This window comes from Thiocapsa sp. C2-2m (assembly GCF_041903745.1).
In the GTDB taxonomy this organism is placed as follows: Bacteria; Pseudomonadota; Gammaproteobacteria; order Chromatiales; family Chromatiaceae; genus Thiocapsa; species Thiocapsa roseilacustris.
In genome coordinates, this window is sequence record NZ_JBBWVD010000001.1 from 206,706 (window position 1) to 230,592 (window position 23,887).

The window sequence follows — 23,887 nt, forward strand, 5'->3', positions numbered from 1 at the left end:
TGTAATGTTAGCGTGGCAAATGGGGGTAAGGAGAGTAATTGCATCGGCAGCGAGGAAATCCCGCCGAGGCGGGCGTATCGCCAAACGCACCCGGGAGGGTGCCGAGCTCGACCTACGGACGATCGTGCAGACAACTTTCAGGGTAGATTTAGCCGCGCACGGCCTTCCCGCCCCAACCCACCTGCGCGCCACCCGGCGCCGCCCACTGAACGGAAGAGATATCGAGCCATGGGATTTCTAAGCGGAAAGAAGATCCTCGTCACCGGGGTCGCCAGCAACCGATCCATCGCCTGGGGTTGTGCCGAGGCGATGCACCGCGAGGGTGCCGAGATCGCCTTAACTTATCAGAACGACAAGCTCAAGTCCCGCGTCGAAGACATGGCGGCCAAGTGCGGCTCTGATCTGACCTTTCCGCTCGACGTCGGCAGTGACGGCGAGATCGAGGCACTGTTTGACGCGCTCGCCGAGCGCTGGGACGGCTTGGACGCGGTCGTCCATTCGCTGGCCTTCGCCCCGCGCGATCAGCTCGATGGCGACTATGTCGATGCCGTCACGCGCGAAGGCTTCGCGACTGCCCACGACATCAGCTCCTACAGCTTTGCCGCACTAGCCAAAGCAAGTCGCGGGATGATGCAGGGACGCAACGGCGCGCTCGTCACCATGACCTATCTGGGCGCGGTTCGGGCCGTTCCCAACTACAACGTCATGGGTGTGGCGAAGGCAAGTCTCGAGGCGAACATGCGTTATCTCGCGGCATCGCTCGGACCGCACGGAACGCGCGTGAACGCCGTCTCCGCCGGTCCGATCCGCACGCTTGCCGCAGCGGGAATCTCGGATTTTCGCGACATGCTCAAGAAGGTCGAGGAGCGCACGCCGTTGCGGCGCAACGTCAGTATCGAAGAGGTGGGAAATGCCGCCGCCTTCCTCTGCTCGGATCTGGCGAGCGGCATTACGGGAGACGTGCTGTACGTCGACACCGGGTACCACATCCTGGGTTTGTTCTAGGGTCACGACGAGGCGGCCGGGCAAGTCGCTCCGCCGAGCGACCGCCCGCTGTGGACCTGCGGACCCTGGAGCGATGGTCGGGTCAGAAGTCGGATGCCATCTTGATCGGATTGCGCTCCACCTTGGCCCGCAACTGCATGTCCCCGAGCATCCCGTCGTAGAGGTGACGCCCGAGCAGTTGCGCGAGCATCTCGGACTCGGATGTGGGCGAAGGATCCTCCGACAGTTTCGTTTCGCCATCCTTGACCCCGGTCACTTGGATCACCGCCACGTCTCCGTTCTCCAGCACCGTCGTGCCGACGCTTGGCGCGCCGTCGACGGGTGCAGGCAGAGTGAACGCCAACTGCCGAACCGGCGCCGGAACACTCTGAAGATCTCGACCCACGGAACCTGGGGTCTGGACTTCCACCGAGGGCATCGCCTCGGCCCAATTCCCGCCTTGCCGAAGCTGCTCCACAGCGGTGCCGGCCGCCTGCAGAGCCGCATCGCGCGCGCGCTCCGAACGCAGCTCCTCGAGGATCTCGTCCCGCACCTCCTCGAGCGGCCGAACCGCCGCCATACGGTGATCCGCAACACGCAAGACGACGGCGCGAAGGACATCGCGCTCGGGCTCGATGAGATCGCTATTGTTGCGACCCACGAGAACCTCGTCACTAAACGCGGCGCCGGTCACCCGAGGATGACCGAGGACGCCTTCCCCACCCGCGCGGCCGATCCAATCGCTTTGCAGAAGTGTCAGACCAAGCTCGTCGGCCGCAGGCTCCAGGCTATCCGGGGTTTCGTAGGCAACATTGGCGAGCCGCTCGCCGAGATCGTAGAACAGGGATTCGGCACGCTGGCGAGAGACCTCGGCGCGAAGCTCTTCCTTGACCTCGTCGAACGGCTTCACTTCCGGCGGAAAAATCTCGGTGACCTGGATGAGGTGATAGCCGAAGCGCGTGCGAACAGGCAGGCTGAGCTCGCCTTCTGGAAGCGCGAAGGCAACCCTATCGAACACCGGATCCATGATGCCTTGCTCGATGGTTCCGAGCGATCCACCCTCGCTCGCACTTCCGGGATCCTGCGACTCGGAGCGCGCGACCTCGTCGAACGCCTCGCCCGCAAGGATCCGCTCCCGAATGGACTGCACCTGCGCCTCGACGGCCTGCGCCGATGCCTCGTCCGCGTCTTGCGGAACGGTCACGAGAAGATGACGCACGCTGCGCCGCTCGGGCTGACCGAAGCGTTCCTGATCCTGCTCGTAGACCCGCAGAAGCTCGTCGTCGCCGATCTCGGCACCCTTCGCGAGCTCTGCGACATCAAGCACCAGATAATCCAACTTGACCATTTCCAGGCTTTGGAAACGCGCCGCGTTCGCCTCGTAAAAGGCTTGGATCTCGTCCTCGCCGATCGGCGCGTCGCTTTGGAAATCCGCCGCGGGCATGACGGCATACGAGAGCTCTCGGGTCTGACCGGCGAGTCGCCGATAATCGTCGAGCTCCCGGCTCGTGATCAGCTCGCTTCCCACAACGGCGCGCAACAACTGGTTTCCGATCAACTGCTGACGCAGCTGCTCCTCGAACTGCGCGGGAGAAAGGCCCTGGAGACGGAGCAAACGCTCGTACGATTCACGATCGAACCGGCCGTCGCGCTGAAAGGCAGGCTCCGAGAGGATTTGCACGCGTACCTCCTCGTCCGACACCCGCATGCCGATGCGGTTGGACACATCCAGCAGTAGCGTTTGCCGAATCATGTCGTCGAGGACTTCGGCACGCAGACGCCCTTCCTCGAAGAGCGCAGGATCGTAGGCCGCGCCGAGACGCTCGCGCAGCTCGATGCGCGCCTGTTGAGCACGCCGGCTCAAATCGCGGTCGGTGATCTCGGCCCCGTTGACCTTGGCGACGACAGGCTCACCCCCGACACCCAGGTAAGACTGGATACCCCAGAGGGCGAACGGAATACTGATGAGTCCAACGATGACCCAGGCGAGCCAGCCTTGGGCGCGTTCCCGAATGGCTTGAAGCATGAGGCTTTCAACTGCTGGTTGGGGCGATGGAGGATGGATCCGGGATAGAAGTCGGTTTTACCGAAGGAGGTATACCCGACGGGCAGTGATGGCGGAGCGGACGGGGCTCGAACCCGCGACCCCCGGCGTGACAGGCCGGTATTCTAACCAACTGAACTACCGCTCCGAAAAACTTGGCCCGGAAACACGATGGCTCCTAGGCACTTGGTGGGTGCTGCAGGGATCGAACCTGCGACCCTCGCCTTGTAAGGGCGATGCTCTCCCAGCTGAGCTAAGCACCCTTCAGACTAACGATTATTGTACCGCGTCCTTGAGGGCTTTGCCAGCCTTAAATGAAGGTGTCTTCGACGCTTTAATCTCGATCGCCGCACCCGTCTGAGGATTACGACCGGTGCGCGCAGCGCGCTCCTTCACTGCGAAGGTTCCGAAGCCGATCAGGGAGACCGTATCGCCCGCTTTGAGCGCACCGGCGACGCCATCGGTGAAGGCATCCAGGGCCTTCCCCGCCGCAGCCTTCGAGATGTCCGCGGCGTCCGCCATTTTTTCGATGAGTTCCGACTTATTCATTGCTCCCCCTGTTGATTCGTTCACTTTGCGCCAAAGCACGCCCCGACGCCGAGGAAACCGAGACCGGCTTCCGTCCGATGAAGCGCGACCGCGACACCGCCTCAGCGGCCCGACCGACCTGCGCTGCATGCTAAATCGGAGTCCAGACGAGGGCAACCGGCTTTTTGCTGTTATCAATGGTGGAGTCGAGCGGTCTGATCGCGTACAGGCTCGGCAGAAGCCTCTCGCTTGTCCTCGTCGACCGCGATTGGATCGCTTCCGTCGGCCTCGGCAGCGATACGCTCGGGGTGTTTCGTCAGCGCGATGTCGAGAACCTCGTCGATCCAGCGCACCGGATGGATGTGCAGATGCTGTTTGATGTTCTTCGGAATCTCGGTGAGATCCCGCTCGTTCTCGAGCGGAATGATCACCGTCTCGATGCCGCCCCGGTGCGCCGCGAGAAGCTTCTCCTTCAGCCCGCCAATCGGCAGGACCTCCCCGCGCAGGGTGATCTCGCCGGTCATAGCGACACTTGCCTTCACCGGGATCTTCGTCAAGGCGGACACCAGCGCCGTACACATCGCCACGCCGGCACTCGGGCCGTCCTTGGGAGTGGCCCCCTCGGGCACGTGAATGTGCACGTCGAGCGTGTTGTGGAAGTCCGGGGGGACCCCGAGCGCGTCGGCGCGCGAGCGCACGACTGTCATCGCGGCCTGTATGGACTCCTGCATCACGTCGCCAAGCTGCCCCGTGTAGGTGAACTTGCCTTTGCCGGGCACCAAGGCCGACTCGATCCGAAGGAGCTCGCCGCCCACCTCCGTCCAAGCCAGCCCGGTGACCTGGCCGACTTGGTCGTGCTCGTCGGCACGGCCGTACCGAAAACGCTGCACACCCAGGTACTTGTCCAGGTTCTTCGCACTAACCGTCGTGGCCGTATCGCGTTTCTTGAGCAGCACCTCCTTGACGACCTTGCGGCAGATCTTGGAGATCTCGCGCTCGAGACTGCGTACGCCGGCCTCGCGCGTGTAGTGACGGATGATATCGCGCAACGCGCTTTCGCGAATCACGACCTCGCCGTCCTTCAGACCATTGTTCTTCATCTGCTTGGGGAGCAAATAACGTTCGGCAATGGCGACCTTCTCGTCCTCGGTATACCCCGAGAGACGGATCACCTCCATCCGGTCGAGAAGCGCCGGCGGGATGTTCAGTGTGTTTGCGGTGCCAACGAACATCACCTCGGATAGATCGAAATCGACCTCAAGATAGTGGTCGTTGAAGGTGTGGTTTTGCTCCGGATCCAGGACCTCCAGCAGCGCCGAGGCGGGGTCGCCGCGGAAGTCCATCGCCATCTTGTCGATCTCGTCGAGTAAGAAGAAGGCGTTGCGAGAGCCGGCCTTGGAGAGATTCTGGATGATCTTGCCGGGCAACGCACCGATGTAGGTCCGGCGGTGGCCGCGAATCTCTGCCTCGTCGCGCACGCCGCCGAGCGACATGCGCACGAACTGACGGTTGGTCGCCCGCGCAATGGATTGGCCAAGCGAGGTCTTGCCCACACCGGGCGGGCCGACCAAACAAAGGATGGGGCCTTTGAGCTTACGCACCCGCTGCTGGACCGCGAGATATTCGAGGATGCGTTCCTTGACGCGCTCCAGACCGTAGTGGTCCTTGTCCAGAACCGACTCGGCGACCTTGATGTCGTTGCGGATGCGCGTGCGTTTCTTCCAAGGCACCGCGACCAGGGTGTCGATGTAGTTACGCACCACCGTCGCCTCGGCCGACATCGGCGACATCAGCTTGAGCTTGTTGAGCTCGCCCTGCGCCTTGGCCTTGGCCTCGCGCGGCATCCCCGCGGCCTCAATGCGTTTGGCCAGATCCTCGATCTCGTTCGGCGCATCCTCGAGCTCGCCGAGCTCCTTTTGGATCGCCTTCATCTGCTCATTGAGATAATACTCGCGCTGGTTCTTCTCCATCTGACGCTTCACACGCCCGCGGATGCGCTTCTCCATCTGAAGGATATCGTTCTCGGACTCCATCAGACCCATCAGGTGCTCAAGGCGCGCCTGGATGTCGATCATCTCCAGAACGCGCTGCTTTTCATCGAGCTTCAACGACATGTGCGCGGCCATGGTGTCGGCGAGCCGACCCGCTTCGTCGATGCTCGAGAGCGAGGTGAGCACCTCCGGCGGCACCTTCTTGTTCAGCTTTACGTACTGGTCGAACAGCGTGACCGCCGAGCGCATCAGCACTTCCTGCTCGCGCTCGTCGACATCCAAGGTCTCGTCCATCGGCTCGATGTTGGCCGAGAAGGAGCTTTCAGTCGTCAGGAAACGGTCGATCCGCGCCCGCTGATTGCCCTCGACCAAGACCTTCACCGTACCGTCGGGGAGCTTGAGCAACTGCAGGATGTTGGCCAGGGTTCCGATCTCATGAAGATCCTTCACACCCGGATCATCGACATCGGCGCTCTTCTGGGCGATCAGCAGGATCTGCTTGTCGCTCGCCATCGCAGCATCGAGCGCGCGAATCGATTTGTCTCGGCCGACAAACAGTGGAATCACCATATGCGGATAGACGACGACGTCCCGCAATGGGAGGACCGGGACCTCCTGAAAGGTCCCGGATACCGATCTGGATACTGAATCGTGGTGCGCCATGTGGATCCGTTCTCGTGAAGTGGACGACCCGAGCCTGCGATTGTTGTCGCTGCGGCTCGCGAGAGGACATCAGCTCGGGGCGTCGGTGGAGTAGTTTTTCTAAGGATAGGATCAGGGCGCACCGAGCCGACTTCAACAAAAACCCGGTGCGGTCGGTGCCCGCATCGGCTGCGGGGCACGAGGAAGACGAGCGAGGTTCAGTCGGCCGCGACGGCCTGCTTCTCCAGACCTTCGTAGATCAGAAACGGCTTGTTTTCGCCCGCGATCACCGATGCATCGATGACGACCTTGCCGACGTGGTCCATCGATGGGAGATCGTACATGGTATCCAGGAGCACCTGTTCCATGATGGTTCGCAGACCGCGCGCTCCCGTCTTCCGCTCCATAGCCTTGCGCGAGATCCCGTGCAGGGCGTCCTCGCGAAGCTCGAGTCCCACGCCCTCCATCTCGAAGAGTCGTTGATACTGCTTGACCAGGGCGTGCTTGGGCTCGGTTAAGATCCGCATCAGTGCCGGCTCATCGAGCTCCTCCAAGGTCGCCATGACCGGGAGTCGACCGACAAACTCGGGGATCAAACCGTACCTGATGAGATCTTCGGGCTCGACCGCACTCAAGAGCTCGCCGATCTGACGTCGGTCGTCCTGGCTGTGAACCTCGGCGGCGAAGCCGATCCCGGTCTTGCGCGAGCGGTTTTGAATCACCTTGTCCAGACCCGCGAAGGCCCCACCGACGATGAAGAGGATGTTGGAGGTATCGACCTGCAGAAACTCCTGCTGCGGATGCTTGCGCCCGCCCTGCGGGGGAACCGAGGCGACGGTGCCTTCGATCAGCTTGAGCAAGGCTTGCTGGACGCCCTCGCCGGAGACATCACGGGTAATCGAGGGATTGTCCGATTTCCGGGAGATCTTATCGATCTCGTCGATATAGACGATGCCGGTCTGCGCCTTCTCGACATCGTAATCGCACTTCTGAAGCAGCTTCTGGATGATGTTCTCGACGTCCTCGCCGACATAGCCGGCCTCGGTCAAGGTCGTCGCATCGGCGATCGTGAAGGGCACATTCAGCAGTCGGGCGAGGGTCTCCGCCAGCAGCGTCTTGCCCGACCCGGTCGGGCCGATCAAGAGGATGTTGCTCTTGGCGATCTCGATGTCCTCCTTGGCCTCGGCGACCTCAAGACGCTTGTAATGGTTGTAGACCGCCACCGACAAAACCTTCTTGGCCTGTTCTTGACCAATCACGAACTCATCGAGCCGCGCCTTGATCTCGCGCGGCTTGGGAAGGTTGTTGGTCGCCTCGCCGACACCGTCCTGCATCTCTTCGCGAATGATGTCGTTGCAGAGCTCGACGCACTCGTCGCAGATGAAAACGGATGGGCCTGCAATGAGCTTGCGGACCTCGTGTTGACTCTTGCCGCAGAACGAGCAGTAGAGTAGTTTCCCGTCGTCGCTCTTGCCGTGGCTGTTTCCACTCATCGCGGTCGAGTCTCCGTGCGGTCGGTTGATTTCAGGATGATAGCCTCCCTGAGGGCGCAAACTTAATCATAACGGTTTGCTGTTGGATGGCAAGATGGTGACGACTCCCCCCGTCACCACGGGGCCCGGAATCCGATCCGCGGTATCCGGCGCAGAGCGACGATCCGAAGCCGGATATTCGCGACCTGCACAGAAGATCGAAATCATGCCTTCCCCGGCGCCGGACCGCGCTCGTCGATCACCTTATCGATCAAGCCGTATGCCACGGCCTCCTCGCCGCTCATGAAGCGGTCACGCTCGGTATCGTCCGCGATCTTCTCGATCGGCTGATGCGTGTGATGGGCAAGGATTTGGTTGAGTCGATCGCGAATATACAGAATCTCGCGCGCATGGATGTCGATATCCGTCGCCTGGCCCTGGAACCCACCCAAGGGCTGATGGATCATCATGCGCGAATGGGGCAAGCAGACGCGCTTGCCCGCCGCACCGCCCGCCAGCAGCAAGGCGCCCATACTGGCCGCCTGACCGATGCACATGGTGCTGACGTCGGGCCTGACGAACCGCATGGTGTCGTAGATCGCCAAACCCGCCGTGACGGAGCCACCGGGCGAGTTGATGTAGAGATGGATGTCCTTGTCCGGGTTCTCGGACTCGAGGAAAAGGAGCTGAGCCACGACGAGATTCGCCATGTGATCCTCGACCGGACCGACGAGGAAGATGACACGCTCTTTGAGCAGCCGCGAGTAGATATCGAAGGAACGCTCGCCGCGCGCCGTCTGCTCGACGACGATGGGCACCAGCCCCAGGCCGGAGGGCTGCCAATCCGAACGGATCGAGGAATAGCTCATAGGATGTCTCATCGTCTTAAACCGCGTTCAGAGTAAAAACCGACGCCCGATCGCAGAGTATCGCTGCGAGCGGATGTGTGACCTGTGCGACGTACGGATATCGGCCCGTCATCCCGCCGCCGTCAAAAGCCCGGGCGGGAGCCCGCCTCGGACAACAGAGCGAAGGTCAGAACCTCTTCATCGACATCGATCTGCCCCAGCACCCAATCGACGACCTGACCTTCGAGCACAAGTCTCTCGACCGACGCGAGATTCTTGGGGTCGGAGTAAAAATAATCGACAACCGCCTGCGGATGCTCGTACGTCGAGGCGTTCTCCTCGACCGCCGCACGCACCCGTTGCGCGTCGGGGCGAAGCCCCTGCTGCTTCACGATCTCGCCGATGACGAGACCGAGCGCGACACGTCGCTTCGCGGCTTCGTCGAAGATTCCGTCCGGGATCGCCACGTCCTTCGAACCGAGCGACTCGAGCATCTGCCCCTTCATCGTACGAATCTCCTCCTGGACCAAGACGCCGGGCAGCTCGATCTCGTGGGCATCAAGGAGCAGATTCATCACGACATCCTTCCTGCGGGCGTCGAGCCGCTGTTTCATCTCCCGCTGCATGTTTTGAAGCACGTCCTCGCGAAAACGCGCGATATCCCCGTCGGCGACGCCGAATGCCTCGATGAAGGTCGCATCGACCTCGGGCAGAACGGACTCTTCCACCGCATCGACGGTCACCTCGAAATGCACCGGCTTGCCGGCGAGATGCTCGGCCTGGTAGGACTCGGGGAACACCAGATCGAGCGTGCGCTGCTCGCCGGCCAAAGCGCCGATCAAGCCATCTTCAAACCCGGGGATCATTCGGCCCGACCCCAGCTCGAGCTTGACCTCGGAGGCCGAACCGCCCTCGAAGGGTTCGCCATCAAGGGTTCCGATGAAGGAAATAGTTAGAAGATCGCCCGTCGCGGCTGCTCGCTCCGCGGGTTGCCGGGTTGCGTGCTGTCGGCGCAGCCGCTCGACCATCGCATCGATATCCTCGTCGGTAATCTCGGCGACCGGGTACTTCACGGCGCGTCCGGCCAGGGATGCGACCTCGACCTTCGGCAAGACTTCGAAGATCGCCGTGTAACCGAAACGCTGCTCGACCGGGTCGATCGCCGGCTCGATGCGCGGCATCCCCGCGGGGCGCAGCGATTCCTGCATGAGCGCCTCGGAGAAGCTGGACTCGACAAGCTCGCCGAAGACCTCTTGATGCATGGCCTCGCCATAGCGTTGACGCAGCACCTTCATCGGGACCTTGCCCGGCCGGAATCCGGGCAGACGTGCACTGCGACCGAGCTTCTGCAAGCGCTTATCCACCTCGGCAGCGACCTGCTCGAAAGGCAGCTCGATCTTCATCCGTCGCTCCAGTCCCTCGCCCGTCTCCACCGAAACCTGCATCATGTCTCTCCGCTAGGCCCCTCGCCGAGAGGGTCCGTAGGTTGTTGAATCTTGGATCGGGCGCAGACACCCGAACCGTATAAAAGCTTTCCATTATAACGCACGGGCCGGCCGTCGCGAACGCTATCGGATCACCACATCACCACGCTATCGAATCACCCTGAAGCTCGCGCCATATCGCCCCCCGCTCATGCTCACCGGAGCGGCGTAGCTCGCGCTTGAGGATCTTACCCGCCGCGTTCTTGGGCAAGGCATCGCGATAGCCAAGATCGCCGGTGCGAAACCAGTCGTCGAAAAAGCTCTCGCAGGTCGCCTCGGGCTGATTGTGATAACCCTGCATCACGCTCGGGCCGCGGACACAGACCTCGCCGTAGGTGCCCTCCGGCACCTCCCGGCCGTCGGGATCGAGGATTCGGGTCTCGACCGTGGGGATCGGCAACCCGATCGAGCCGGGCTTGCGCACGCCCGCGATCGGATTCACGCAGGTCACGGGGCCGCATTCGGTCGGGCCATCGCCTTCGAGGATCGGGATACCGAAACGCTCCTGAAACGCCGTCATGAGCGCGGCGGGCATGGCCGCGCCTCCGCTGACGCAGACCCGCACGCCGCGCCAGTGCGCGAGCATCTCGGCTTCGAGCCGAAGCAGCACGCCGTAAAGGCTCGGCACGCCGAGGAAAACGCTGGCGCCGTGGCGACCGATCGCCGTGGAGATCGCCCCCGGATCGAACTTGGGGACAGGCACGATGCCGAGGCCGTGCAGCAGCGGCGTCAGCACGCCGACGGTCGCGGCGAAGGCGTGAAACATCGGAAGTACGACCAGGATGCGATCGGCCGGTACGAGCCCAAGCGCCTGTGCGACACCGTCGGCGTTCGCAATCAGATTGGCGTGGGACAGCATCGCGCCGTTGGGACGACCGGTGGTGCCGGAGGTGTAGAGGATCGCGGCGGTCGCGTGCTGCGGATTGCACACCCGGACAGGCGCAGGCTCCACGCTGCGCATCATGGCAGCGAAATCCAGCATCGCCGGATCGCCCGAGGGGGTCGCGCCGATCCGCGCCCGCACGGCCACATCGGTCGGGCCGTCGAGCGCGGCGGCTGCGGCCGCCTCGAACGCCTCGTGATGGATGAGCCCGACCGCCCCGCTGTCGGCGAGGATGTAGGCCATCTCCTTGGGATTCAGCAAAAGGTTGAGCGACACCAGCGTGCCGCCGGCCTTGAGCGCACCGAGATAGGCGATGACGAACTCGGCACCGTTGCCGCAGAGCAGACCCAGCCGATCGCCCTCCCGGATACCGGCCGCGGCCAGCGCACCGGCCACCCCGTCGGAGGCCCGATCGAGCGCGGCGTAATTCCAATTACCCTGATCGGAGCAGACGCCGATCGACTCGCCGAACCTTGCCGCCGTCACCCGAAAGCGCGCGGGGATGTCGGGCGCGACGCGCGTACCCACCATCGAGGAGGCCGTCAGATCACCTTCGAGAAGCCGATCGGCCCGGTCTTGGTGGCCAGATAGGCGTCGAAGGCCATGCAGATGTTACGCACTAAAAGACGCCCGCGCGGCAGGATGCGGATCTTCTGCGCGTCAACCTCCAGCAGCCCGTCTCCGGCCATGTCGCGCAGCTTCATCAGGGCGTCGGCGAAATACTCGTCGAAGCGGATGTCCCAGGCCGCCTCGGCGGACGGGATGTTCAGCTCGAAGTGACAGATCAGACGGGTGATCATGTCGCGACGAATCAGATCGTCGCGGGTCAGCTCGATGCCGCGGAAGACCGGCAAACGCCCGGCGTCGAGATCCGCATAGTACTCTTCCAGCCCTCGCCGATTCTGACCGTAGGTGTTGTCGATCTTGCCGATGGAGGTCACCCCGATCCCGATCAGATCGCAGTCGGCGTGGGTGGAGTAGCCCTGGAAGTTGCGATAGAGGGTCCCGGCCTGCTGGGCGCGGGCCAGCTCGTCGTCCGGGCGGGCGAAATGGTCCATGCCGATATAGACATAGCCGGCCTCCGTGAGGCGCTCGATCGTCGACTGAAGGATGTCGAGCTTCGCCTCCGGTGCCGGCAGATCGGCCTCGTTGATCCGCCGTTGCGGCTTGAAGCGCTCGGGCAGATGCGCGTAGTTGAACACCGACAGGCGTTCCGGATCGACCGCGATGATGCGCTCGAGGGTACGCGCGAAGCTTTCTGGGGTCTGGAACGGCAGGCCGTAGATGAGGTCGATGCTGATCGAGCGGAAACCCTCGGAGCGGGCCGCCTCGAGCACGGTCATGGTCTCGGTCTCGGTCTGGATGCGGTTCACGGCCTGCTGAACGCGCGGGTCGAAGTCCTGCACACCCAGACTCATCCGGTTGAACCCCAGGCGGCGCAGCAGCGCAACACCGGCGGCATCGGCCTCGCGTGGATCGATCTCGATCGAGTACTCGCCGACATCGTCTCCGACCAGGTTGAAGTGCCGGCGCGTCGTGTCCATCAGCTCGGTCATCTGAGCGTGGCTGAGGAAGGTGGGCGTGCCGCCGCCCCAATGTAGCTGCTCCACGACGCGGGACTTGTCGAACAGCTCCGACTGCAGGGCGAGCTCCTTGTAGACGCGCTCGAGATAGGGCGGGGCCAAGGACCGGTCCTTGGTCGCAATCTTGTTGCACGCGCAATAGAAGCAGACGGTGTCGCAGAAGGGGATGTGGAAATAGAGCGAGAGTGGACGACCGCTGTGATTGCTGCGCTCGCAGGCCGCGCGATAGGCCGCGGCGTCGAAGGATTCGTCGAACTCCACCGCGGTCGGATACGAGGTATACCGGGGGCCGCTTTGATCGTAGCGACGGATCAGATCCAGATCGAATGAAATACCTTGCTCCACCGTTCAACCCTCCGGCCGCGGGGTCGGCTGCGACACCCGCTGGGCCATGTTCTTAGCGCCTGTCTCAGGCATCATCCCCGCCGCCATCGAGACCGCGACGGTGCGGCTCGGTGGTCTGTTTGGGCAGGGTATGGAATGGAGTCTCTTCCGCATACTTGCCGGCCGGGTCCTTGAACGGCAGATCCTCCCGCCCAGGGCAAACTCATCGGGCCGTGGCCTCTTCGAGCAGCTCGAGCTGATGGCGATCGAGCTGCTCGCGCGTCAGCAGGAAGACGCCCTCCCCGCCGCGCTCGAACTCGATCCAGGTGAAGGGCACGCTCGGCAGGCGGCGCTCGAGCTCGGGGGCCGCGCTCCCGACTTCGACGATCAAGATTCCCTCGTCGGTCAAATGGCTTGCGGCATCCGCCAAGATCCGCAGGACGAGATCAAGACCATCTTCGCCTCCCAGGAGGCCCAGCTCGGGCTCGTTGCGGTACTCAAGCGGCAGGGAGTCCAGCTCGGAGCGGGAGATGTACGGGGGGTTGGAGACGATGACGTCGTAGCGTTCGCTCGGTAGGGACTCGAACAGATCCGAGGCAAAGACGCGAACCCTGTCCTCGACCCCGTGGCGTGAAACGTTGCGTCTCGCCACATCCAAGGCGCCGGGAGAGATGTCGACCAAGTCGACATCGACGTCCGGCAGATGCACGGCCGAGGCAATGCCAATACAACCACTTCCGCAGCACAAATCCAGTACTCGACCGACGATCTCACCGTCGATCCAGGGCTCGAATCCGGCCTCGACCAGCTCCGAAATCGGCGAGCGCGGCACCAAGACATCCGGGGTCACGATCATCTCCAGACCGGCAAACCAGGTCCGTCCGGTTAGATAGGCGGCCGGTAGACGCTCCACGACCCGGCGTTCCAATATGTTGCACACCGACACCCGCTCGGACGGCGTCAAACGGCAGTCGCGAAAGGCGGCGGGCAATCCGGGATCCAACGTCAGCGCACCAAGGACCAGATGAGCGGCCTCGTCGATCGCATTGTCGGTCCCGTGACCGAAGAAAAGTCCTGCGGCGTTGAAGCGGCTTGCGCCCCACCGCACGAAGTCTTGTATCGTGATCAAACCATCCGGCTGCTCGGCCATACGAAGTATCGAGGAGAACGCGTGAGTGAATCCAGCGCTGCAGGATACCACTACCGCGAGCCACTGTTCAGCCCCGTCACCGCACCGGGTCGAGACGGGGCGCACGCAGGTCGAGCCCCGGGAGGCAGACGCGAGTCGGCTATGCCGCGCGGCGTTTGGCGTCGTCTTCGAGACCCTCGACCCCGATCTTTGGCGCGCCCGGTCGAGCGCGGCCGCGGTCAACCAAGTCCTGCAGCGAGATGTCACTGAGAAACCGGAAGATTTCGTCGCTGAGCTGATCCCATAAATGGTGCGTCAGGCAACGCTGCCCGTCCCGGCAGTTCTCCCGACCGCCGCAGCGGGTGAACTCCACCCACTCGTCGACAGCGCAGATGATGTTCGCGATCGAGATCTCATCGGCCGGCCGACCGAGATAGTAGCCTCCCCCGGGTCCGCGTACGCCTCGTACGAGTTTTTTGCTGCGCAACGCGGCAAACAGTTGCTCGAGATACGACAACGAGATCCCTTGATTCACCGAGACATCCGCCAACGTGACCGGACCATTGCCGGCATGCAGAGCGAGGTCGAGCATTGCGGTTACCGCATATCTACCTTTCGTCGATAGTCTCATCGTAGGATGCCTGGAGTGGTTGAGCCGATGGGCGCGCGAATCATCGCGAGGTCGCCCGGTATCCTCCAGTTAAGTAGTCAACAATTTCGACATTTCAATGCGCAACCGCATGATCGGTGGCCCGAGAGGGGTACAGTGAGAAGGGGCTCGAGGTAACGGATCCGCGTGCAGAGAGACGGCGCTCTACGGGCAGAGCATCACTCGCGCGCCGGACGCGAACGCCGGGGGAGTGACCGGCGCATCTCCGAAGACGCGCCCCTGCCGCAGGCAATAGGTCAGCCATTTGCCGATGAAGAGATTCGCTTGCCATTTCTCGACGAGCGCCGGCGCACGATAATCGGCCCGCAGCGGCAAAGCCGTTTGAAGCAGATCGATCACCTCGACCTGACGGGCATCGTGATACACCCGCAAGCGGGCATCCGGGTCCGGGAGCACAACCCCCTGAACGGGGAAAAGATAGGTCAGACGAAGGATGGTCGTGAAGCGCGCATGCTCTTCGACATCCAGGTAAAGATCGACCCCTTCGGAGCAACCCGAGCCGTAGACGCCCGAGGGGCGTGTGACAAGATCGGGGATCAAACGCGAGAGGCGTGCGAAGTTCTCTTCGCAGAGACTCATGAGTGCACCGACGTTGGGGCGGCCCGACAGGATGCAGGCGGTCGCCCAAGGGTGGCAAGCGCGCTGCATCGAAATCGGAACCAAGCGAGCGGTGCGCGACTGTGGTGCTAAGCGTTGCCGGATTGCCGGGTCTGGGACTGCTCCGTAATCTTGCGTTTGACCTCGATCATGTCGAGCTCCCCGGCCTTGGTCAGGAGATCGCGAAACTGACTCTCCGGAAGGGCACCGGCCTGCGAGAAGATGATGATCTGCTCGCGAAAGATCATGAGGGTCGGAATCGAGCGAATATTGAAGTGACCCGCGATCGCTTGTTGCTCCTCGGTGTTGATCTTGGCAAAGACCACATCGGTCAGATCCTCGGACACCTTCTCGTAGACGGGCGCGAAGGATCGGCAAGGACCGCACCAGGGCGCCCAGAAGTCCACGACGACGAAGGCGTTGTCTTGGATCGTTTGTTCGAAATTGGTCCCGTCGAGCTCGATTACGGCCATAAGAATATCCTGCGATCAATTCGGCGATGAAACACTGCGGGAGATGGTATCAGAATCCCGGCCCTTCGGGAGGTTCACCGATTCGAAACAGGGGGATTATGATATCGGGCGGACGTGGGTTTTTCACCGCATTGCACGCCCCGCGCACGCCGGGCCGGCGTTGCACCTCCTCGCCGGAGTGGCCACTCCGCCTGGTCGGCGTGCCATGTTCCGTATACGCAGGCGCGCGCCCCGGTCGGGCCGGATCGGCCGAACCCGAAACCGGGTGCTGCGCGTCGGCGAGACGCGCTCGGAACGGCGTCAGCTTGCGGAGAGTTTCGCGATGATCTCGTCGCGAATCCCGTCGACCGACCCGATACCCTGGGCCTTGACATAGCGGGGCGCGTCCTCGCCGCCCTGCTCGGCCCATGCGGAGTAGTAGTTGATCAGCGGCTCGGTCTGATCGTGGTACACGCGCAGCCGTTCCTTCACCGTGTCCTCGCGGTCGTCGTCGCGCTGGATCAGCGGCTCACCGGTCTCGTCGTCCTTGTCGGCCTCTTTCGGCGGATTGAAGACAACATGATAGGTTCGACCCGAGCCCGGGTGGACGCGACGACCCGACATGCGGCGGATAATCTCTTCGTCCGGTACGTCGATCTCGACCACGACATCGATCCCGACGCCTGCTTCCTTCAAGGCATCGGCTTGGCCGAGGGTGCGCGGGAAACCGTCGAACAGGTAGCCACTCTGGCAGTCGTCCTCGAGGATTCGAGCCTTCACCATGCCCATGATGATGTCGTCGGAGACCAAACCGCCCTCGTCCATGATCTTCTTGGCCGCTTTACCCAGATCGGTCCCCTGCTTGACATGTGCCCGCAGCATATCGCCGGTGGAGATCTGCGGGATCTTGAAGTGCTCCTTGATGAAGCCGGCCTGCGTGCCTTTTCCCGCGCCCGGGCCGCCCAATAGGATGACGCGCATTTCGCTTTCCCTCAGTGATGTTTTTAACGGTACGCCCGAGTGTGCCACAGTCCGATTCGACAGGCCCACAGAACAAATCCATTGCGGGATCGGCCGGACTTATGACTGAAGGTCACTCCGACGACCGCAGGGCACCGTCGCACGCGCCAGGACCGGCGGTCGCGAACAAAGGATGTCGTGCGGCCGTGGAGCCGACCCTCAACGCCCGGCGATCAGCATGCCAAGCATCAGCTTGTTGAGTCGCCCGACAAAGGCCGCCGGATCATCGAGCTGTCCGCCTTCGGCGAGCTGCGCCTGATCGAGCAGGATGAGTGCAAGATCGGCGAAGCGGTCGTCCTGGGTCTCGGACTCCATGCGCTTGACCAACGGATGGCCGATGTTGACCTCCAGAACCGGCTTGCTCTCGGGCGCGCTCTGACCGACCGCCTTGAGCACGCGCGCCAGGTTGGCGCTCATGTCGTGCTCGCCGACGACCAGACAGGCCGGGGAGTCGACCAGACGGGTGCTCGGCCGGACCGACTCGACACGCTCGCCCAAGGTGGACTTGAGGCGATCGAGCAAACCACCGTGCTCGGCAACGGCCTTTTCCTTTGCCTCTTTCTCTTCGGCGTCGGCCAAGTCACCGAGATCCAGGTCGCCCTTGGCCACTGAGTACAAGGTCTTACCCTTGTACTCGTTGAGATGGCTGACTAGCCACTCGTCGACGCGGTCGGACATCAGCAAGACCTCGATGCCCTTCTTGCGGAAGACCTCCAGATGCGGGCTGTGACGCGCCGCCGCGGCGCTGTCGGCGGTGATGTAATAGATCTTGTCCTGGCCCTCCTTCATCCGCTCCAGGTAGCCGTCGAGCGACTCGCGCTGGGCATCGCTCTCGCTCTGCGTGCTGGCGAAGCGCAGCAGACCGGCGATGCGCTCTCTGTTCGCAAAATCCTCCGCCGGACCTTCCTTCAACACGCGACCGAACTCGTCCCAAAACGCGCCGTACTTCTCGGGCTCGTCCTTCGCCAGGGTGTCCAGAAGCCCGAGGATCCGCTTGGTATTGGCCTGGCGGATGGTGTCGATCTTGCGATTGTGCTGCAGGATCTCGCGGGAGACATTCAATGGCATGTCGTCGGAGTCGACCACCCCTTTGACGAAGCGCAGATAGTGCGGCATCAGCTTGTCGGCCTCGTCCATGATGAAGACGCGACGCACATAGAGCTTCACGCCATGCTTGGCGTCGCGCTCCCACAGATCCCATGGCGCACGCTTGGGCACGAAGAGCAGCGAGGTGTACTCGTTCGTCCCCTCGACCCGATTATGGGCATAGGCGAGCGGGACATCGAAGTCGTGCGAAACATGCTTATAGAAGTCGTGATATTCCTCTTCCGTGATCTCCGACTTGTTGCGCATCCAGAGTGCAGTGCCGCGGTTGACCTGCTCGTACTCGGGCGGTGCATCCTTAGCCTTCTCGGCCTCTTCGCCGTAAAGCTCCTTGCGCATCTCCACCGGCAGGGCGAGATGATCGGAGAACTTGCCGATGATGCTGCGCAGACGCCAGGCATCCAGGAACTCCTTCTCCTCCTCCTTCAGGTGCAGGATGACATCCGTGCCGCGTCCGGGTTTCTCGAGCGTCTCCAAGGTGAAGCTGCCGCGGCCGTCCGACTCCCAACGCACCCCGTGCTCGGCACCCAGACCGGCGCGACGCGAGATCAGGGTGACCTTGTCCGCGACGATGAAGGCGGAGTAGAAACCCACGCCGAACTGGCCGATCAACTTGCTGTCTTTGGCCTGATCGCCCGAGAGTGCCTCGACGAAACGACGCGTGCCGGAGCTGGCGATACTGCCGATGGTGTCGATCACTTCCTGGCGGCTGAGCCCGATCCCGTTGTCCGACACCGTCAGCGTCCCGGCCTCCTTGTCGATCTCGACCCGGATGCGCAGATCGCTCTCGCCTTCGTAGAGCCCGTCGTCGCTGAGCGCCTCGAAACGCAGCTTCTCGGCCGCATCGGAGGCGTTGGAGACCAGCTCGCGCAGAAAGATCTCCTTGTTTGAGTACAGCGACCGGATGACGAGATCCAGCACCTGGCTGACCTCCGCCTTGAACTCCAGTGTTTCTTTGTGCGCTTCAACTGTCATCGTCTCTAGTACCTCGATCGTTCTTCGATCCAACTGAATTTATGGGAGTATCCCGAGGACGCGCCCCGCCGTCCGACACCCGTTGCGGGAGCTCGGCGGCCCGCACCCGAGCCGAACCGGTATTGTCGCATGGGCTTGCGGGGATACAATGCCGCGCGAGTACCCCTTTCGGGACGGGAAGCTGCATCGCCGTCAGAGCCGGACGGCGCCGCCGGCCCGACCCGATTGGAGACACGCCCTCGCGCCCGCAACCGGCCGTTTAATGACCGGGGCCGGCCATGTCAATACACGTCAAGGGGTTGAAGATGCAGCCGCAAGTGATCGCTACAACGCCATTCGAGGGGCAGCGCCCCGGCACATCCGGCCTGCGCAAGAAGGTCGGGGTGTTCCGGCAGCCACACTATTTGGAGAATTTCGTTCAAGCGATCTTCGACACCCAAACCGATGTCGCGGGCGGGACACTGGCTGTCGGCGGTGATGGACGTTATTACAATCGCGAGGCGATCCAAACCATCCTGCGCATGGCAGCCGCGAACGGGGTCAGACGGGCGCTGGTCGGGCGTGGCGGGATCCTCTCGACACCGGCCGCCTCCTGCGTGATCCGCAAGTACCGCACCCGCGGCGGGATCATCCTCTCGGCGAGCCACAACCCGGGCGGCCCGGACGGCGACTTCGGCATCAAGTTCAACATCGCGGCGGGCGGACCCGCGCCGGAGTCGGTGACCGACGCCATCTTCGCGCGGACCCAATCGATCCGCGAATACCGCACCCTCGACTGCGCGGCGACCGATCTCGACGCACTCGGCACGGTGCGTATCGGCGACATGGAGGTCGAGATCATCGACCCGGTGAGCGATTACGCCGAGTTGATGGAGTCGCTCTTCGACTTCAACGCCATCCATCAGCTGTTTAATTCCGGCATCTTCCGCATGCGGTTCGACGCCATGCACGCGGTGACCGGACCCTATGCCAAGGAGATCATCGAGACGCGCTTGGGCGCAGCACCGGGCACCGTCCTGAACGGTGAAGCCTTGGAGGACTTCGGCGGCGGGCATCCGGATCCGAATCTCGCGCATGCCAAGGAGCTGGTGGCCTTGACCGAAGGACCGGATGCGCTGGACTTCGGCGCTGCATCGGACGGCGACGGCGATCGCAACATGATCCTCGGCAAGCACTGTTTCGTCACACCGAGCGACAGCCTCGCGGTGCTCGCGGCGAATGCGCACCTAGTGCCCGGCTATCGCGCCGGTATCCGCGGCGTCGCCCGCTCCATGCCGACCAGCCAGGCCGCGGATCGGGTCGCCGAGCAGCTTGGCGTGGAGTGCTTCGAGACCCCGACGGGCTGGAAATTCTTCGGCAATCTGCTCGACGCCGGTCGCATCACGCTCTGCGGCGAAGAGAGCTTCGGCACCGGATCGGATCATGTCCGCGAGAAGGACGGCCTCTGGGCCGTGCTCTTCTGGCTGAACCTGCTGGCCGTGCGCCAGCAATCCGTCGCCGAGATCCTGGGCGAGCACTGGCGCCGTTTCGGCCGCAACTTCTATACCCGGCACGACTACGAGGCGGTCGACGCAACCGCGGCCGAAGCGCTGATGGACCACCTGCGGATCCTCCTCCCCGGCCTGCCCGGTCGGCGGCTCGGCAACCAGACGGTGAGCTACGCCGATGACTTCGCCTACACCGACCCGATCGACGGCAGCCGCTCGGAGCATCAGGGGATCCGCATCGGCTTCGAGAGCGGCGCGCGCATTGTCTTCCGTCTCTCGGGCACCGGCACCGAGGGGGCAACACTGCGGATTTATCTCGAATTCTTCGAGCCGGATCCCGAGCGTCATCTGCAGGATACCCAAGAGGCGATGCAGCCGCTGATCCTGATTGCGCGCGAGCTCGGGCAGATCGAGGCACGGACCGGGCGCAGCGAGCCGGACGTCGTCACCTAAACCGCGACCGGTGCGGTATGCGTCATGTGCTGAGTGGCTTAGCCGCGCCAGCTCCGACGATTTTCGGAGCTGGCGCGGTTTAAAGTCTTAAAAAAGATAAAATTTTAAACCGCGTCTCACCGAGATCGAGGACATCTCCAAAGCCCAACGCAAAATGAGAATGACGCATTTTGCTCGGGACGCCGTTCGTTAACGGTTCAAAAATAAGTCACACAACTCGACAAGTAAATACCTTTGCCAAGCTCGTCGTTGTCGTTGTCGTTGTCGTTGTCGTTGTCGTAATCGAGAACGACAACGATTCGGTGCTCAACTATCGTCGGCACAACCTACGGGGATGGAATTTTGCGGAAATCGCCAAAGTATTCTACTTTCCCTTTCTTAAATTTCTGAATCCCGTCGTCTACCGGGGTCTTTAGTCGGTATGGCGTCGGTGGCTCATCTTACCTTGCGGATCACTCTCGACGGGATTCAGCTCGGGATCGGCGTCCATAGCGGGCGCACGCCGCGGGTCGCCGTCCTCCTCATCTTCGTCCATCAGGATGCGCCGACCGTCACCGTCCATATCGTCGTATTGACCGGTCCGGGTCGCCCAGAAAAGCACGGCGACCGCAGCGAGTCCGAGGACCAGCATGCCGGGGATCAGGCCGTAGATCACATCCATCGTCGATCGAACCTCCACTTCATGCCATCAATCGCCCGCTCGGGTCAGGGCTCGCGCGGAGCGCCTTCGTCCCGCGGCTTGAAGACCGCACGAATCCGCGCCGAGTTGCCGATGACCGCCAGCGAGCTGAGGGGCATCGAGATGGCTGCGATCAGGGGCGTGACGACCGCGGCCATCGCAAGCGGGACCATGATGAGATTGTAAACCACCGAAATGCCGATGTTCTGGCGGATGGTTCTAAGGGTGCGTCGCGACAATCGGGCGGCCTCCTCGACACGCCCCAGCTCGCTGGACATGAGGACGATGTCCGCGCTCGCAATCGAGACATCGGTCCCACTCCCCATCGCAATGCCGACATCGGCCCGCACCAGGGCAGGTGCATCGTTGACCCCATCGCCCACCATCGCGACCCGACGGCCGTCGCGCTGAAGCTCGTCGATCACGCGATCCTTGTCCTCGGGCATCACCTCGGCGATGACCTCGACCCCGCCGCCGAGCTGGGCCGCGATCGCCTCGGCCGTCTCGCGGCGATCGCCCGTCAGAAGCGTCACCCGGATCCCGCGCTCGCGCATCCGCGCAATCACGCGTGTGGCATCCGGACGCAGCGGATCGGCAACGCCGAGCCGCAGCACCTCTTGACCGGCCCGCGCGCAATGGACAAGACCCGATGTCCCGGCCGACTGCCCCTCCCCGTCGGGCCAAGGCTGCACGCCGTTGCGGATCAACCACTCCCGCGAGCCCGCGAGGATCTCCACGCCCCCGACGTGCCCCTTGATCCCGAGCCCTGGCGCGACCTCGACCGCATCCACCGGCGCGGCGATGCGGCCGATCCCGGCACGCGCGCAGAGGTCGAGGACGGCCGCGGCAATCGGATGCTCGGAGAGCCGTTCGAGCGCTTGGAGCACACCGAGGACATCGCGCTCATTGGGGTTCAGATCCTGCGGTCCGTCGATCGGACGCCAACCACCGGGCGCGCTCGCGAGCCCGGTGACAGTCGGCCGTCCGAGGGTCAGCGTCCCGGTCTTGTCGAAGACGAAATGATCAATCGAGGAGAGACGCTCGAGCACGGCACCATTTTTCACCAAGATGCCGCGCGAGGCAGCAAGTCCTGTGGCCACGGCCACCGCCATGGGCGTGGCCATTCCGAAGGCACAGGGACAGGTGATGATGAGCACGGCCGTCGCCGCCATGACCGCGACCTCGACATCCACCCGCATCCAGATCAGGAAGGTCAGGGTCGCCAGACCGAGCGTTGCCGCAACGAACCAGGGCACGATCCGGTCGGCAAGCCGCTGAATCGGAGCCTTACTGGCTTGGGCGTCCTCGACCAGCCGGATGATGCGACCCAGCGCGGTTTCGCGCAGCAGCGCACCGATGCGCACGGTCAGGACACCGGCACCGTTGATGGTGCCAGCAACGACCTGATCGCCGAGCGTCTTGGCGACCGGTCGCGACTCGCCGGTCAGCATGGATTCATCCACCCGGCTGCCGCCCGAGATCACCTCGCCGTCGACCGGGATCCGCTCGCCGGGCCGCACCAGCACCCGCTCGCCGAGCTTGAGCGCGCGCACCGGGACGACCGACTCGGTCTCGCCGCCCTCCCCGTCCAGCCGGGTCGCGACCTTAGGCTGCAGATCGAGCAGCCGTTGCGTCGATGCCACGGCCTTACGGCGCGAGATCGCCTCGAGATAGCGCCCGACCAGGATGACGAAGAGAAAATTGACGACGGTGTCCCAGTAGACGTCGCCGATGTTCGAGATGCCAAGCGTGACATAGAGCGAGTAGATATAGGTGGTCGTCACGCCGATCGCGATCGGCAGGTCCATGCTCAGATGGCCCGAGCGCAAACCGGACAAGGCACCCCGGAAGAAGGGCGCACCCGAATACAGGAGCGTGGGTGTGGCGATTGCAAAGCCGAGCCATTGAAAAAGACCGCGGAATTCGCCTTGATCGGCGCCGGCATAGAGCGCGATCGAGATCCACATGAGGTTCATCATTGCGAACCCGGCCCAGGCCATGCGGTAGAGCATGGCGCGGTTCTCGCGCCCGATCGCACCCTCGGCGGATTCGGGATCGAAGGGTGCTGCGGCATAGCCGAGATCGGCGAGTCGGCGCAGGATCCGGGAGAGTTTCAGGCGTCCGTTGTCCCAGCGCACGCGCAGCCGCCGACCGGTTAGGTTGACGCGGGCCTCCTCGACCCCCGGCATGGCGCAAAGCCCCTTCTCGATTAGCCAGACACAGGCGGCGCAGTGGATGCCTTCGACCAGGAGATTGATCTCGCGGGACTCGCCGGCCGTGTCGGTAAACTCCTCCTGCACGGCATCGAGGTCGAAGACGGCCAGATCTTTCGGCGGCTCGGGGGGCGGACCGAAGATCTCGCCCTCGGGGGTGCGCTTGTAGAAACCCTCGAGTCCGGCGGCGAAGATCGCCTCGCAGACTGACTTGCAGCCGGTGCAGCAGAAGGACCGCTCGCGCCCGGCAATGTGGGCCGTCTCGCGCGCGGATTCGGCGACCGGAAGACCGCAGTGGAAGCAGCGGCTCGCGGCCGAGGAGGCA

At 63.2% G+C, this 23,887-nt stretch carries 18 protein-coding genes and 2 tRNA genes; 2 read left to right on the top strand and 18 right to left on the bottom strand.

The annotated features are described in order from the left end of the window. The first annotated feature begins 228 nt into the window (after window positions 1-228). A complete protein-coding gene (locus tag AADX97_RS00915; RefSeq protein ID WP_374232777.1) occupies window positions 229-1,005 on the top strand; it encodes an enoyl-ACP reductase in 777 nt (258 codons plus the stop codon). 82 nt (window positions 1,006-1,087) lie between these two features. Here the strand turns inward: AADX97_RS00915 and AADX97_RS00920 are convergent, their stop codons facing one another. From AADX97_RS00920 to htpG, 16 genes are all read right to left on the bottom strand, one after another. Continuing rightward, window positions 1,088-3,010 (bottom strand): SurA N-terminal domain-containing protein, encoded by a 1,923-nt coding sequence (locus AADX97_RS00920; RefSeq protein WP_374232776.1) that lies wholly within the window; start codon window positions 3,008-3,010, stop codon window positions 1,088-1,090. Window positions 3,011-3,099: 89 nt separating this feature from the next. After that, window positions 3,100-3,176 (bottom strand) — tRNA-Asp (locus tag AADX97_RS00925). Window positions 3,177-3,215: 39 nt separating this feature from the next. Then, window positions 3,216-3,291 (bottom strand) — tRNA-Val (locus AADX97_RS00930). A 13-nt stretch (window positions 3,292-3,304) separates the two neighbouring features. Next, window positions 3,305-3,577, bottom strand: a complete 273-nt coding sequence (locus AADX97_RS00935; RefSeq protein WP_093027006.1) for an HU family DNA-binding protein — start codon at window positions 3,575-3,577, stop codon at window positions 3,305-3,307. Window positions 3,578-3,750: 173 nt separating this feature from the next. Beyond that, the gene (gene lon / locus AADX97_RS00940; protein WP_374232775.1) at window positions 3,751-6,210 is read right to left on the bottom strand and encodes an endopeptidase La; all 2,460 of its coding nucleotides are present in this window, start codon (window positions 6,208-6,210) and stop codon (window positions 3,751-3,753) included. Window positions 6,211-6,407: 197 nt separating this feature from the next. Then, on the bottom strand, window positions 6,408-7,682 hold the full coding sequence (gene clpX, locus AADX97_RS00945; protein WP_093027001.1) for an ATP-dependent Clp protease ATP-binding subunit ClpX: 1,275 nt from the start codon (window positions 7,680-7,682) through the stop codon (window positions 6,408-6,410). A gap of 203 nt (window positions 7,683-7,885) precedes the next feature. Then, complete coding sequence (gene clpP / locus AADX97_RS00950) at window positions 7,886-8,530, bottom strand: ATP-dependent Clp endopeptidase proteolytic subunit ClpP (RefSeq protein ID WP_374232774.1); 645 nt, start codon at window positions 8,528-8,530, stop codon at window positions 7,886-7,888. 122 nt (window positions 8,531-8,652) lie between these two features. Beyond that, window positions 8,653-9,957 (bottom strand): trigger factor, encoded by a 1,305-nt coding sequence (tig, locus tag AADX97_RS00955; RefSeq protein ID WP_374232773.1) that lies wholly within the window; start codon window positions 9,955-9,957, stop codon window positions 8,653-8,655. Between the two features lie 136 nt (window positions 9,958-10,093). Further along, window positions 10,094-11,407, bottom strand: coding sequence for an AMP-binding protein (locus AADX97_RS00960; protein ID WP_374232772.1), 1,314 nt, complete (start codon window positions 11,405-11,407; stop codon window positions 10,094-10,096). An 11-nt stretch (window positions 11,408-11,418) separates the two neighbouring features. Then, entirely contained in the window at window positions 11,419-12,804 is a 1,386-nt protein-coding gene (hemN, locus tag AADX97_RS00965) for an oxygen-independent coproporphyrinogen III oxidase (protein WP_374232771.1), read from the bottom strand. Window positions 12,805-13,006: 202 nt separating this feature from the next. Then, on the bottom strand, window positions 13,007-13,933 hold the full coding sequence (gene prmB / locus AADX97_RS00970) for a 50S ribosomal protein L3 N(5)-glutamine methyltransferase (RefSeq protein ID WP_374232770.1): 927 nt from the start codon (window positions 13,931-13,933) through the stop codon (window positions 13,007-13,009). A 139-nt stretch (window positions 13,934-14,072) separates the two neighbouring features. Next, complete coding sequence (locus AADX97_RS00975) at window positions 14,073-14,543, bottom strand: Rrf2 family transcriptional regulator (RefSeq protein ID WP_374232769.1); 471 nt, start codon at window positions 14,541-14,543, stop codon at window positions 14,073-14,075. Between the two features lie 183 nt (window positions 14,544-14,726). Then, on the bottom strand, window positions 14,727-15,230 hold the full coding sequence (locus tag AADX97_RS00980) for a DUF1249 domain-containing protein (protein WP_374232768.1): 504 nt from the start codon (window positions 15,228-15,230) through the stop codon (window positions 14,727-14,729). A gap of 38 nt (window positions 15,231-15,268) precedes the next feature. Beyond that, a complete protein-coding gene (trxA, locus tag AADX97_RS00985) occupies window positions 15,269-15,652 on the bottom strand; it encodes a thioredoxin (RefSeq protein WP_374232767.1) in 384 nt (127 codons plus the stop codon). 300 nt (window positions 15,653-15,952) lie between these two features. Beyond that, the gene (gene adk, locus AADX97_RS00990; protein WP_374232766.1) at window positions 15,953-16,612 is read right to left on the bottom strand and encodes an adenylate kinase; all 660 of its coding nucleotides are present in this window, start codon (window positions 16,610-16,612) and stop codon (window positions 15,953-15,955) included. A 198-nt stretch (window positions 16,613-16,810) separates the two neighbouring features. Next, a complete protein-coding gene (gene htpG, locus AADX97_RS00995; protein ID WP_374232765.1) occupies window positions 16,811-18,730 on the bottom strand; it encodes a molecular chaperone HtpG in 1,920 nt (639 codons plus the stop codon). A gap of 305 nt (window positions 18,731-19,035) precedes the next feature. Here htpG and AADX97_RS01000 point away from each other — a divergent pair, with 305 nt between their 5' ends. Beyond that, the gene (locus AADX97_RS01000; RefSeq protein ID WP_374232861.1) at window positions 19,036-20,670 is read left to right on the top strand and encodes an alpha-D-glucose phosphate-specific phosphoglucomutase; all 1,635 of its coding nucleotides are present in this window, start codon (window positions 19,036-19,038) and stop codon (window positions 20,668-20,670) included. A gap of 412 nt (window positions 20,671-21,082) precedes the next feature. Here AADX97_RS01000 and ccoS read toward each other — a convergent pair whose 3' ends face one another. After that, window positions 21,083-21,331 (bottom strand): cbb3-type cytochrome oxidase assembly protein CcoS, encoded by a 249-nt coding sequence (gene ccoS / locus AADX97_RS01005; protein WP_374232764.1) that lies wholly within the window; start codon window positions 21,329-21,331, stop codon window positions 21,083-21,085. A 44-nt stretch (window positions 21,332-21,375) separates the two neighbouring features. Continuing rightward, on the bottom strand, window positions 21,376-23,814 hold the full coding sequence (locus tag AADX97_RS01010; RefSeq protein WP_374232859.1) for a heavy metal translocating P-type ATPase: 2,439 nt from the start codon (window positions 23,812-23,814) through the stop codon (window positions 21,376-21,378). Window positions 23,815-23,887 lie beyond the last annotated feature (73 nt).